Annotated in this window: 14 protein-coding genes and 1 pseudogene; 4 read left to right on the top strand and 11 right to left on the bottom strand. The window is 35.0% G+C overall.

The window, feature by feature from the left end:
- Positions 1–16: 16 nt before the first annotated feature.
- The 5 genes from L7D49_RS15355 to L7D49_RS15375 form a co-directional block, all read right to left on the bottom strand.
- Positions 17–688: a hypothetical protein gene (locus L7D49_RS15355; RefSeq protein WP_238082372.1), complete on the bottom strand. Its 672-nt coding sequence runs from the start codon at positions 686–688 to the stop codon at positions 17–19.
- Positions 689–787: 99 nt separating this feature from the next.
- On the bottom strand, positions 788–1,096 hold the full coding sequence (locus L7D49_RS15360; RefSeq protein ID WP_238082374.1) for a hypothetical protein: 309 nt from the start codon (positions 1,094–1,096) through the stop codon (positions 788–790).
- 44 nt (positions 1,097–1,140) lie between these two features.
- Positions 1,141–1,827: a DUF1963 domain-containing protein gene (locus L7D49_RS15365; RefSeq protein ID WP_238082376.1), complete on the bottom strand. Its 687-nt coding sequence runs from the start codon at positions 1,825–1,827 to the stop codon at positions 1,141–1,143.
- Positions 1,828–1,932: 105 nt separating this feature from the next.
- Positions 1,933–2,388 carry an SMI1/KNR4 family protein gene (locus L7D49_RS15370; protein ID WP_418895896.1) on the bottom strand — a complete coding sequence of 152 codons (456 nt, stop codon included), beginning with the start codon at positions 2,386–2,388 and terminating at the stop codon, positions 1,933–1,935.
- 272 nt (positions 2,389–2,660) lie between these two features.
- The gene (locus L7D49_RS15375; RefSeq protein ID WP_238082380.1) at positions 2,661–3,197 is read right to left on the bottom strand and encodes an SMI1/KNR4 family protein; all 537 of its coding nucleotides are present in this window, start codon (positions 3,195–3,197) and stop codon (positions 2,661–2,663) included.
- A 457-nt stretch (positions 3,198–3,654) separates the two neighbouring features.
- Between L7D49_RS15375 and L7D49_RS15380 the strand changes: the two genes are divergently transcribed.
- Entirely contained in the window at positions 3,655–4,089 is a 435-nt protein-coding gene (locus tag L7D49_RS15380) for a hypothetical protein (RefSeq protein ID WP_238082383.1), read from the top strand.
- A gap of 548 nt (positions 4,090–4,637) precedes the next feature.
- Here the strand turns inward: L7D49_RS15380 and L7D49_RS15385 are convergent.
- Together L7D49_RS15385 and L7D49_RS15390 are read right to left on the bottom strand one after the other, a co-directional pair.
- Complete coding sequence (locus L7D49_RS15385; RefSeq protein WP_238082386.1) at positions 4,638–4,781, bottom strand: hypothetical protein; 144 nt, start codon at positions 4,779–4,781, stop codon at positions 4,638–4,640.
- Positions 4,782–5,588: 807 nt separating this feature from the next.
- Positions 5,589–6,431 carry an FtsW/RodA/SpoVE family cell cycle protein gene (locus L7D49_RS15390; protein ID WP_238082388.1) on the bottom strand — a complete coding sequence of 281 codons (843 nt, stop codon included), beginning with the start codon at positions 6,429–6,431 and terminating at the stop codon, positions 5,589–5,591.
- Between the two features lie 288 nt (positions 6,432–6,719).
- On the opposite strand from L7D49_RS15390, the gene L7D49_RS15395 reads away from it, so the two are divergent.
- A complete protein-coding gene (locus L7D49_RS15395; RefSeq protein ID WP_238082390.1) occupies positions 6,720–7,262 on the top strand; it encodes an RNA polymerase sigma factor in 543 nt (180 codons plus the stop codon).
- A complete protein-coding gene (gene spoIIP, locus L7D49_RS15400; protein ID WP_238082392.1) occupies positions 7,259–8,161 on the top strand; it encodes a stage II sporulation protein P in 903 nt (300 codons plus the stop codon). The genes L7D49_RS15395 and spoIIP overlap by 4 nt, the downstream gene beginning before the upstream one ends.
- A gap of 352 nt (positions 8,162–8,513) precedes the next feature.
- Here spoIIP and L7D49_RS15405 read toward each other — a convergent pair whose 3' ends face one another.
- From L7D49_RS15405 to L7D49_RS15420, 4 genes are all read right to left on the bottom strand, one after another.
- Positions 8,514–8,903 carry a hypothetical protein gene (locus L7D49_RS15405; RefSeq protein WP_238082394.1) on the bottom strand — a complete coding sequence of 130 codons (390 nt, stop codon included), beginning with the start codon at positions 8,901–8,903 and terminating at the stop codon, positions 8,514–8,516.
- A 214-nt stretch (positions 8,904–9,117) separates the two neighbouring features.
- Positions 9,118–9,495: a hypothetical protein gene (locus L7D49_RS15410; RefSeq protein ID WP_238082396.1), complete on the bottom strand. Its 378-nt coding sequence runs from the start codon at positions 9,493–9,495 to the stop codon at positions 9,118–9,120.
- Between the two features lie 592 nt (positions 9,496–10,087).
- On the bottom strand, positions 10,088–10,633 hold the full coding sequence (locus L7D49_RS15415) for a hypothetical protein (protein WP_238082398.1): 546 nt from the start codon (positions 10,631–10,633) through the stop codon (positions 10,088–10,090).
- Between the two features lie 85 nt (positions 10,634–10,718).
- Positions 10,719–11,150: a hypothetical protein gene (locus L7D49_RS15420; protein WP_238082401.1), complete on the bottom strand. Its 432-nt coding sequence runs from the start codon at positions 11,148–11,150 to the stop codon at positions 10,719–10,721.
- 338 nt (positions 11,151–11,488) lie between these two features.
- Between L7D49_RS15420 and L7D49_RS15425 the strand changes: the two are divergent.
- Positions 11,489–12,758 (top strand): annotated as a pseudogene (locus L7D49_RS15425) (IS110 family RNA-guided transposase).
- Positions 12,759–13,308: the final 550 nt, after the last annotated feature.

Consider the following 13,308-nt stretch of genomic DNA (forward strand, 5'->3'; position numbering starts at 1 on the left):
TAATGAACCTCCGTCGTTATGTACCAATATACAGTTTATTTTCCGAGAAGATTGCTGAGTAACCTTGTCTGTACAAATTAAAATATGCTGCAAACGGATCACCGCTCAAATTATAACGGTGCCACTGAAGATAATATGAAATCCAGTAATCACAGGCAATCGAATAATACGCCTCATCCAAAATTTCAATCGGCTCATCGTACTCCTTCTGTTCGCTGATGAGATCCGAAATCGCCTCATATAAGTCAGGGTCATACTTATGACGAATTTTATCTATTTCTCCTGAAGGTACAATTCTAACCTCTATACTTTCAAGCAGGTAATCCGGTAAATCTTCTTCACCTGACTTTAATGAATATTCCACTAACAAACTCTGTAAGTCTTGAATAAACTGCCTTCCACACTTCAACAATACTTCATCAGATACATTTCTAGCTTTACCTATAAAATATCCCGGCACGGCATGTCCATTAAAATCCTCAGAATCTAGTATTTCATAGATTTGAAAGATCTTCTGCAAATATAAGTGCCCATCTTCAAGAGGTTCGAAAGTTGCCTCTACACCTGTTCCATCCGGCATATACATTTGAAAATACCCATAAAATTGAGCTTCCTCAATATCTGTTTCGTTTGCACCCTCTTCATTCATCAAATGAAGCAAATACCTTGCATAAGACTGTTTATCCATATGTTTATCTCCTCTTTGACTTATCGGCGACATTAAACTATTCAACCTCAACGTGAGAAAAACACGTATTTATAATTTCTTTCTATTTATATCACATAGTTACCTAAATCCATCTTCAGGTTCACCAACCGCAAATCCTAATACTTTCGTAGCTTCCAATTTAAATGTGTCGATCCAAGAATTCCATTCATCGTCACTCATTTGCGCATAAAACGATAATCCACTGGGTTCCAGTGATGCTGTTATAAAAACCTGATCATCTTCCTGTCCGAACCAATAAGGAAATCCATTTTTATATCCGATCCAACCTGGCATGCTCATATATACAGTCGTTACTTGATTCCATACTTCCTCAGGTAGGTAATACCATATATTTAAATTACAATTTTGAGCGTTTATGCTATCCATATGTCCACCACCGTCTATTAAGTTCAATACCTTCTACAAGAATATTAATAAAAATCGCAGTAGACGATCCAATCCTGTTTTTCTTGATTGAAGAAGAAATAAAAACTGCCACTATCAACAATGTTGAAGCGAGCTTTTTCATCTGAACTTATTTGAAAGACAAATGAGTAATCATCCCCAAAACTGATTCCACCTTGAGTAAAAGATGGATACCCTCCAACTTTATGAGTGGAGTATATTTTTTCTACGATGTCATCATAGTATTCAATACCATCATCAAATTCGAGCCGTAAGATTGCATTTTCTATTTCTGGAGCAATGCTATCAGAATCCTCCCAAGATGGTGTGTCATTATTAATTAGTATAGGAGAAAGTGGGAAGCTCTTTATATTCTTAGATTGTTTATCGATTTTTTGTAATTCATCTAGTACTTGATAACAATTTATCTTAAAATATTGAGCTAGATTATCCATATGTAAATTGTTGAATACATTGAAATCCATAAAAACGGTTACTAATTGATAACCCGTTAACTCCTTTGGAACGAAGGGTAAATTGTGTAGAAACAGAGTACAAATAGGATCAAAAATAGGTGGTATGTTCTCTCCTTCGTTCCCCCATAATACTTTGCCAATCCAACTTTCTCCTAATTCCTCTGTTGGCCGGAATCCCCCTGTTTGAAAGATAGTGGCTTGTTTAAATAATGCTTCTTTTATTTGTTGGACATTCAAGTAATTCAACTCCTCATGTGTTGTTCTCCATAAAGTAAGGAACATCCGGTCTTCATTAAAGAAAAATACAGTTGGATTAATGCACTCCTAAAATAAGTATTTTATCTAAGTAGTAATTTCTCCAGTAATCCATCCTCTAATAAATTCTTCTAATGAAGAAGCAACCCACAATCTGCTATCATCTTCGTGATTCCATACATAAATATCTTCTGCTAGAATGCTTCCATTTAATAACTTATAGCAAAACATGTCACCACAGCCGTTATCCGAAAAAAATAACAAGTTGTCAAATGGCATATACAGATCTTTATTAGCACCTAAATCTCTAAAAAACAAGTTATCCCGTACGATTTGTGCAGTTGACCATATTAATGGACAGCCAAAACAATCAAACACTCCATTTGTTTCACTCAGTAATTTAAACAACTTTTGTGGCACTTTCACATTTAGTTCCTCTGATATGCTAATTAATTCAGCGTTAGCTGCTGGGGGCTTGAAGAGGTATTCTTTTGACACCGAGTATATATAGTCCTTCCACATCAATATAACACCATCTTTCATCACTAATTAATTATGCATTCCAACTAAAAGTTATTGTTGCTACGCTTCTTGCAGCATGAGAAAAGCTCCTGTCTGTTGATAATCCAATCATACAAGGAGGTGCCTGACGTTGCTACAATTAGCGACTGCCACATGGCTGTATGTCTCCTTTAGTCATAAAAAAACCTCCCAACCATTACTGTTCATGTGATCATCACATAACAAGAATGCTGTTAGAAGGTAGGTATATTTGTCGTTTATCATGGAAGAATCACTTACACCTATCTCCTATACTATAGTTCTTTAGGAATCTTCTTCGTTAGACTTCGTGACCAGTTCCAATAATCGGCCCCATAACACATAACAAATCGATTTAAAAACTCAGTAAAGTTATTCCCTATACATGTAAAACTTTCATCTGCAATCGGATCAATTGCGTACATGCTTAAAGGATCTTTCAGGTGTATCATAATGTGGAGTTGGGAACTCATACTCGACGCAATAGCCAACATTGAATCTGGATAAGTAAAGATGCTACGTGTTGAGAGTACATCTTCTACGCTAAATATTTCTGCATCATAATGTTTAAATGATAAGCCGTTAGTATGCAACAAGAACTCCTTATAATCCGAGGGCAAATCATACCCAATTTTTTGTTCCAGGCAGTTAACCTCTTTTAAACTTGCCCCTTCTCTCATGCCAAAGCCATAGTCAACCAATTCCCCATGATAGTAGGTCTGTGTACGAACAGCCACCTCATTGGACTGACGTAACGACATTAAAACTTTTTTAATACGCAAGGAGTGCAAAAAGCCAGTATCATCGCACAATGGAATTTCTCCCCCTATTATCTTTTTTACATACAGTGAGAACAATTATACTCGATTATTAACCAGCCCACCAGGCTGTTACACCTTTGTGAAATTTTTTAGGTAAGTGAATTCGATTTCCCATCGTATTATCTCCTCCATATGCCGGGGGTCTACTATGTTGGACATCATAAAGGTCTAATCAAACAAACTTTAGGCTTTTGTGATTCATCGGATTATAGTAATAACTAGCACATAACATAGCATACAAGAATAGAGAGAAAATAAAATAACATATAAAAGGGGTGATTATATAAAAAAGTCGATACTAATATTCTCTTTATTAATTCCTGCCTTATTATTTAGCGTTGTATTTTTTGTAGAATCTCCTTACTCTCAAACCAAAACAGAACTATCAATAGTAGAAGCAATTAAACTTGCTTACCCTTCTGCATTAAAATGGGAGGAAAATGCACAATTGTTACAAGCAATCAATATTGACCTAGACGATAAGACAGAAAAATCAATCGGAAGCAACGGCAAGAGAAGATACTGGGATATTTGGTTTGCAGTACCGGAGACTAACAAGTTTTTCGTGGTAACCATTTATAAAGGGAAAATTGAAAGAGTAGAAGATCTTACAGTGGAAGGTACTACACCTTATCCACAAAAAGAATTTGTTTTATTAGAAGATATAAAATATGACTCGCCCGATTTACTCGAAAAAGCACTGAAATTGGGAGTTCTTTATCCTGGTAAAAACTGGGCAAAAGGATACAATTTCATGCTTAGAAAAGACCCCGAGACTGGTATTACACTCATGTTAATAATAGGTTGGAATAAGGAACTCGATCAAATGGTTGCAGTTTATTTTAATGCAAAAAATGGAGAACGCCTTGTTACATCTAATTAACAAGAACGGATAATTATGATGAATTTTATTGCTTTTGTTTATACCAGCATTAATTATTGTTACAGTATTGAACTTTCATGCAGAAATATACGCAAATACAGAAGTATAAGCTAATCAGTCGAAATATAAATGGATGGAAAAACGTTTATATTAGCAAAAAATTCAATCCAAGTAGAAGTATATTCGGACGCTTTCACCGTCCTGAGATATATGGGAAATTTCCAGTTACTACTTGATAGGACAGGAGTTAGTTATACCCCCTTGTTAAATAAGCACTGTTCTTTTTACTCAAATTTGTTAATTTTCTCTTTAAAATAATAACCACTATTATTTGTATTAAATTTCGGTTATCTCATATTGATTAATTCAAAAAACAAGAGTTTCCTTACCAAAAAGGAAGGTCATGAGAATGTTCAAATTGTTACCTGAACTTCTACATTAAATAAAAATATGCCTGCATGCTCTCTTGATGCACAGGCCACTTCTGTAACAGCGCTAAATGGTAGTTATAGATCTATTCGTTAATTCTGTAAATCATAGATAGGCTATTATTTCTTATTTTCCTCTTGATCGAGAGATTTTCCCACGATCGACCTGTTAATTCCATCTTTTACTGCTTTAAAAATCACAAGATACAGAATGAATAACCCTGCAATCCAAAGAACAATCACACCAAAAACTTGACTTGCCATTATCAAGCCCTCCTATTCTTTCTTAATAATATAATGCCACCTTCCACTGAGACTAAAACTAATGAAAATAATCTTCATTGAAATGCCTAAAATAGTTAAATAAGCGTAGTATTCACTTATTTATTTCCTTTGTAAAAAGCTTTCTTTCGTATAAATATATAAACAAAGCAGAAAGACAGGTTAATATGACTTTCTGCTTTTTACTTTATCATGGAGCCCCAGGTACAATTCTTAAAGCAATTAGGATTGATTCTACTATTATCATCAAGAATATAAACCATAATAAAACTAGTAAGCTCCATAAATAAATACTTTTATTTTTATTTACTAATAATGGAATCAACGAAACAGTTCCTATTAATGGTAAAATAATATAAAAGTTTAGCCTATTATAAGTAGCTCTTATTTCAGAGTTATAAAAATCATTCGAACCGAATAATCCTAACAGCCACGGAACAGTATCAAAGATGCTCACTACTAAAACACAAATACAAACAATAAATAATAGAATCTTTTGCAAAACAGGATTTTTAATTTTTACCACTCATTTCCAAATTGAATTGTAACATAATTTATAAATTATGGTAGTGAAAATTCTATTAGTTTACAGACTAGAATACTAAAAAATCATTTATGAAGAGTTACCAAGATATTATTCTTAATTATATTTTTCTGTTTCAAGTTTTTATTAATCTATATATCGCAATTAAATTTCCGAATCTTCCCTCATGCTATGATTCAGAAATTCTTACACGAGTCAATCCTTCCGCCGATAAATACTCATTACAATCCCCATGATAAAAGCATTCAATAAAATTGGCATGACGCCATAACTAATGAACGGCAATGAAATGGAAGTAATTGGGGCAACCCCAATATCATACCGACATTGCCAACCAGCTGGACTGTATACATGGCAGCTGCACCGATTATTAATGACTTGCCAAATGAATCTTGGATGGCACGTGAAATTATTAGAATTCTTACGATAAAAAGAGAAAGAAGGCAAACAAGTGCAATTGCGGCTAGCCAGCCAAAATAATAAGTAAAGCCGGCAAAAACATAATCATTGTGGACCTCCGGTATCCTGCCACTCCCAAGCGCGTTACCAAACCATCCTGCATTCGAGATGTGTTCCCTGAGCAACAATATTAAATAGCCATCACCTTCTGCAAATTGTTCAGGATTAATAAATGCCAATAACCGATCAAATAAAGAAAATCTTCTATGTGGCCAAACGATGAAACTCAATAAAAGAAGGAAACCCACAACAACCACCATCAACACCCATTTGTTTTTCCATTTAAAACCACTCTTTAGAAAAATCGACAATACCGTTGCTAAATAGAGAATAATCGTTGTTGCCGACATGGAGAATAAATAAAGAGAAAGTAATAATAATATAGCCATTTTCCAAAAAGCAGAATTTTTTTGATTAAAAACAGCTGCCCACGACAAAAGAAATAATGGAATAGCCATCAAAGCCTCTGTTTTAATTGGCCCTACTTGCAAATAGGATTTCGAAAAGATTAACAGGATATTTAATTTAATCTTTTTGCCGGGAAATCTTATGTCTCCCGATAGTTCCACCAAAGTAGTCACTTCATAATCTTCCAAGGGCTTATTTTGCAAATGTTGCTTCACTTCCATTTTAGGAGTAAGTGCCGATTTTGTTGTACATCCTACTAACAGTAAGAGACGTAGGAGTATAGCTAAAAATCCCCCCTTATTCCCCCACCTCGTTTTTCAATATTTATTTTATATTTACTATGATACCATATATTTGAATTTAAAAGCAGACCGTCGTTCCCTAGAATCTGGGTCCTCTAAATTATCAAAGGTTACATACCAACATCTCAATTGTTGTTTAATTTAAATTTATGTAACCTTTTTGTCGTCTAAATCGAATAATAGATATACAAAAGAGGAGGAGGAAGTTTGATTAAGACAAATAGTATAGAAAACAGGTTGATTGAAATTTACAAGGAATATTATTACGATGTTTACCGATTTGTAATTTGCTTTACTGGAAATAAGAATGATGCAGAAGATTTGACACAAGAAGTATTCATTAAAGTATTGAACAGCCTACCTAAATTTGACGGCAACTCCTCTAGCTTGAAAACATGGATTTTTTCTATTGCGAAGCATACCTCCATTGACTATTACAGAAAAAACAAATTTATAACGATCATCAAGGATACTTTTTTTCAAAAGCTAAAAGCAACCGATAATGACCCTTTAAAGTATACTGAACAAAATTCGATAAAAAATGACTTGCTTGAGGTTATTTGCAAAATGAGGCCAAATTATAGAGCTGTCGTCATCTTAAGGGGGATTAATGATTTTTCAATAAAAGAAACTGCTGCCATTCTCAGCTGTAGTGAATCCAAAGTAAAGGTGGTCTACCATAGAGCATTAAAAGAACTTGAACAACGGTTAAACAGGGATCTATATTTGAAGGAGGCTAATGCAAAATGAAAGAGATCATAAAATTATTTGAGAACATTAAGACAGATACTTCACTTAGTCCAGAAAAAGACTTTGTTAATTCAACAGAATTAACACTTCGGAAGTTGGCCCAAAAAAATAAAAGGAAGAAAAACTATTATTATATTTCAGTTGTAGCAACAACTCTAGCATTATTTGTTATGGCATTTTTTTGGTTGTTTATTTTAAATGGTAATCAAACAATTAATTTGGCTTCTACTATTTCAGGTCAATCAAATCAGCTTCCACTTTTACTTTCCGAGGAACCATTAGTTTACATTTACCATTCACACAATCGCGAATCGTTTAAACAAGAATTGAATGTGGATGATGCAAGGCAAGCATACGATAAGAATATCAATATAACTCTGGTAGGTGAACGCCTGTCAAATTCTTTAAAGAGTAATTCTGTTGTTACAGTCCACGATACGACAGATTTCTTTGCAATAATGAAAGAAAAAGGAATTTCCGATACAAACGCATACTTGGAATCGAGAGAAGTCGTGAAAAATGCGTTGAAAGATTACCAAGAGTTAAAAATGGTAATTGATGTACACAGAGATACTATACCAAGGAAAGAAAGCACTATTGAATTTAATGGAGAAAATTATGCTAGGATTTCCTTTACTTTCTCGAGTGATGAAACAAATAAAAATAACCTCAAATTAGCAGAAGCCGTCCACAATGAAATTAATCAGAGATATCCTGAATTATCTAGAGGAATTATTGTAACAGAAAGTGAACAAAGAAGCGCAAATTATAATCAGGATCTATTTGATGGAAACTTATTGCTTAGTATTGGAGGGATTGAAAATACTTTAGATGAAGAGTATCGAACAACAGATATCTTAGCAGAAGTTATTCAAGTAATCATTCAAAATCAGCATTAAGTTAATAATTTATATAACTGGATCAGTTTGGTTCGTCATAATCATTTTTTATAAAAATACTTGTGAAAATAAATAGTTTTAGAAAATAAAGGGAGTGCAAACACTAAAGTTCTCCCTTTACTTTCAAACTAATGACTTATACAGCTGTAAAATATTTCTTAGATATGTTATCAGATGTTCAAAATGAAAATCCCTTTAGATAAAAGAATCCTTTTAATACAGTTACTACAAAATAGTGCGAAGAAGATGCTCACTACTTAGCTATACCTATTCCTTTAGGAGTAATACGGGTACTGTTCACTGTCTGTTTGTAGTTCCACACTCCGATGGACATGCTAGAATAATCTATTGTTTATGAACTTGAACTTAATAAAATGGTTTCAGACTCTTCCCCCTCTAAAGTTAGTATTATCTCAGACGAAGATGGAGTTTTAGTATCCAATTTGATAACATCTCCACTATAATAAATCCCTTGTTTATCAAATTTTATTTCGCCTATACCCCATCCCATGAAGTCACTACTTTCAACGTTAAAACTAGGTACGATGATCTGTTCAGGATTTTCACCTTTGTAGATTATCTTTATACTCTGACTCTCTTTTCCCCAAATATTATATTTAGTAATTAGTTCTGCATTCCAATTTTTACTTTCTCCTGTGAATGTAAGTCCCTTATTGTTTTGGCAAGAGACTAACATCAACATTAAACAGATGAAAATAGTGCAAATAGAAAACTTTTTCAATTCATTCCGCCTCCCTTTTTTTACCGTCACTTTTTGATTCCTCCATGTAAAACTAAACTGCCAATTTAATAGAGACATCAATGCAACAACATTCTTCAAGTAAAGCACCCGTTAATCAAATGAAAATTTTTCTCTTTATAGTAAATCAACGCACTATTGTAATCAAAAAACTAAAAAAATATCCTTTCAAAGATTATTTATCAACAAATTCGATCTAATTAGTCTGACCAACAATTACTTTCCATTTTGATTTTTGTTTTATAATAGGGAATTTTGTCTCTTTCTCACCATTTACATCCTCATATGAAATAGTACCTTCAAATTCAGTGGGACTTATAGCGGTAATTTCAATGATTTCTGTTTTTGAGATGTCCGGTTCTATATCTAAGTATTCTTTTAATTGAATCTTTTTGTCAGGAAATCTTATGTCATCCGAAAGTTCCACTAAAGTAGTCACATCATAATCTTCCAAGGCCTTTAAGTAATTTTGCAAATGTTGCTCTACTTCCATTTCAGGAGTAAGAGTCGCTTTCGTCGAGCATCCTACTAACAGTAATAGAAGTAGTAGTCCGCCTAATAATTCTTTTTTCATTTTCCCACCTCGTTTTTCAAAAATTATTTTATATTTACTATGATACCATATATTTGAATTAGAAAGCAGATCTCAATTTTACTTAAGATCTGCTTGTTTTCTGCAATTCAATTTCTACGACATTGAGAATATTGTAAAATTCCCTTCCTCGATAGTTATTACTTTTATAACTAAGGCATTTACATTGTTTTCGAATACGATGGATAGCCAGTCTACAATCAGGATACGACATATTTGGTCTGTTTTTCTCTGATAATTATCTAGAGGAAATACCCTCCAGCTCTCCAGTTGTATAAATTCTTCCATTACAGTTTCAATAGAAATAGGTTTATTATTAAATTAACTAATAAATCTGATAAATTAGTTACATCTTGCAGCAAAAGAAATTAATTACCGGTTATGGTTGCTCCTTTGCAAGCATGAAAGGGAATATTACATATATACTCCCCCTGGCCCCATGGAAGGGATCGAACCCAAACTTTTCCCCTTCCCGGATCTCTAAATGAGCCTGGAAACATAAACATTTTGGGTCTTAAAATTTACTTCGCTTTCACAAATGTAGAAAAAAGATAGTGATATTTCACCTATAAGTTTAATTACTTGTCAGCCCACTAAAATATCCATCCTTGTACATTCCCTCTTTCCATAAAATATTATCATTCTTATCAATTGCTTCTATCTTCAATGGGTCAAGTTCCCCAGGATCCGGGTCCTCTAAAGTATCAAAGGTTACATACCAACATCTCAATCCGTCATCAGTTTCAATGATCGTTGCTTCTTTCTCTATTGTTTTTTGTTTAACAAGAACAGTTACAATTTGCTCATTTGTAATAATTCCACCAAACAATACAATAGGTATTTTGGGGTTATTAACCATTACCCAATTAAAATCGTCTTCTGGATTTATCTTTCCGTTTCCAGTTCTCACCCAATATTTACCATCTCGCTTTTTATATGCAACCCGAAACCCAGTTTCATCTTGATAAAGCACAATATTATTACCGTCCTTTTGCTCTTCATAAAAGATCTTAGTTGACTCCGGTAATGGGACACTTTTTAAAAATTCCTTGTCAATTTTATTATTTGAACAGACTGTAATTAGAAGTAAGATTATAGGATATATTAGAATTTTCTTCATTAACAATCCCCCTAGTCCGTGCCAAAATTGGATTTTTACAGTCTACAATAATATCTCCCATGGCCAATCATTAAGAATATATAATTCATTTTATATCGATATCAAAAACATAAGTTGCTTTTCCATTGTCCCATTTTACAATAACTTCATAAATATAATATCCTTTTTTTGATGGCGGGGTTATTTTATTATCAACAAGTTCAACCACATTGCTTGTTTTATCTTCGTTCCATTGGTTTATAATTATTGAAGAAGGGTTATTTTCGATCTCTATTTTTATTTTATCGTCTGTTTGAACTTGTAATGTTTTAAACTCATCTGCTAAGTCATTTAAATCTGTACTATTAATTTTTCTAGCCTCTATGTTCCTTTCTTTCCATTCGAAATCACCTATCACCATTGTGAATTCCTTATTATCTACAGTAACTTTCCCTTGTGCTTGATTAAAAGTATTAGATAATCTACTACAACCCGCTAGAATACTTATTATCATTACAATTACAAATATTTTTTTCATCGTTGCACATTCCTTTCTTATAATCATTTATATTCTAAATTAGATAAGTAAATCCCTTCAAATCTGTTGAATCATCTCAATAATCTTTGCTCTTCTGAAATACTGCTAACTCAAATCATACACCTGCAATACTGAGGATAGTGTAAAGTCTCCATATTTTTTGAACTATTTTACATAAATTCCAAATGTAATTATAGTGAAAGAAAGTATTAAAAATAAGGAGCATTCCTGTTAGAAGCTTTTTCGGGGACTTGAACACAAAAAGCCCTCTTGGTATGATGCGGGGTGTCAAATCTGCACGAATTGACCCCTAATTTAAATACCAAGGAGGACTCATCATGAATTTTACGCAAAACGCTAAAATTAATCAAGTCACTGATAAAACACTGGTAATCGGAATGGACATCGCCAAGCGCACGCAATACGCCTGCATGGTTGATGAACGTGGCCTGCTCCTTAAGAAGTCGTTCCCTGTCCATCAATCTAGACAAGGGTTCGAATACTTCTATGATTGCATTCTCAACACCAAGAGACAATTCGGCAAAACCGATGTCATCATCGGCATCGAGCCAACCGGCCACTACTGGCTCAACCTGGCCTACTTTCTCGACGATCGGGGCATCCCCCTCGTCGTCTGTAACCCAATGCATGTAAAGAAATCCAAGGAACTTGACGACAACCTTCAGACGAAGAATGATGCCAAGGATGCACTCGTCATCGCCCGTTTAGTTAAAGATGGCCGATACAGCTATCCACGGATCTTGAGGGAGACAGAGGCTGAACTGCGAGTAGGTGCGACGCTCAAAGGCAGCCTCACTGAAGAATTGAACGCTGTTAAAAACAAGATGATCCGCTGGACCGATCGCTATTTTCCAGAGTTCCAACAAGTGTTCCCAAGCTTCGGCAAGATGGCACTCGCAGCACTTGAATGTACACCATTTCCTAACGATCTAGCGGGTAAAGAGCCGGTTGAACTGGTTGAAATCTATCGAAATGTGGAGGGAATGAAATCCCCCCAGATACTGAAGGCTCGGAAACTTATTGATTCGGCGCATATTTCCATTGGCGTTACAGAAGGACAGACGATGGCCCGTATTGAAATCGCCACACTCGTCCAACGCTATCGCCAACTTGAGAAGGAGTTTGAGTCACTTCAGGAACATTTAACAGGACTTATTCAGACGACATTTGAATATGAGTATCTCCAAACCGTTCCTGGCCTTGGAGACGCAACCATCATTGATTTACTGTCGGAAATCGGCAGTTTCTCCCACTACAATCATCCACGCCAATTACTGAAACACGCGGGATTGACACTGAGGGAGAATTCTTCCGGCCAGCACAAAGGCCAGAAAAGCATTTCAAAAAGGGGAAGACGTCAGTTGCGTGCACTGCTCTTCCGTGTCATGATGCCGATGATCCGGCATAACAAGGCATTTCGCCAACTGCACGAGTATTACACAACAAGACAAGTGAATCCATTACGCAAGAAACAGTCGATTGTAGTTCTCTGCACTCAAGGTACTTCACGCTATCTGTACGAAGCAAATGGCATTTGACGCCGAGCAATTGATGAAGGACATTCCCAAGCTCGTGAGAGCTGCCTAAGCATTACATTCTTAATGAATGACTAGAAAGGATGACACGGAGAAGCCGGCATTATACACACCATTCGACCTACGAGTCCCTAAAGGAGCTTCGCCAGCCTCAGCCTTATGACTAGACCGAACGAAGGAATGTAGGCGCTTTTGACGCCACGAGACATGGGAGGGTACGTCATCATAAGCTATGCGGAGATCCAGAGTGCATCGTATACAGAATCTTCATCGCAACCAGTAATATCCAGCGATGACCGCGTAGCGCACCCGAGGACGTTTGAAGATTTAAATATCAAATCACTACTGTTAAAACGAGTGTCAAAAATTTTTTTTGGCACGCTTACAACGGCTTAAACCGTTGATACATCAACATTTATAGAGGGAGAGTGAAATAATTTGAAACGGTTTGATGATAAGCGCTCTAACCCTTGGTATTTCAAGGGTGTAGAGTTTCCATTACATCAAGCCGCCCTTGAGTTGAAAGTTTGTAGCTTAGTTAACAAGTGGTGCAAAAAGTGTGGTAAATCAACGTTTTGTAACATCACTAAATTTACCGTTCA

This window comes from Sporosarcina cyprini, from assembly GCF_022048975.1.
In the GTDB taxonomy this organism is placed as follows: domain Bacteria; phylum Bacillota; class Bacilli; order Bacillales_A; family Planococcaceae; genus Sporosarcina; species Sporosarcina cyprini.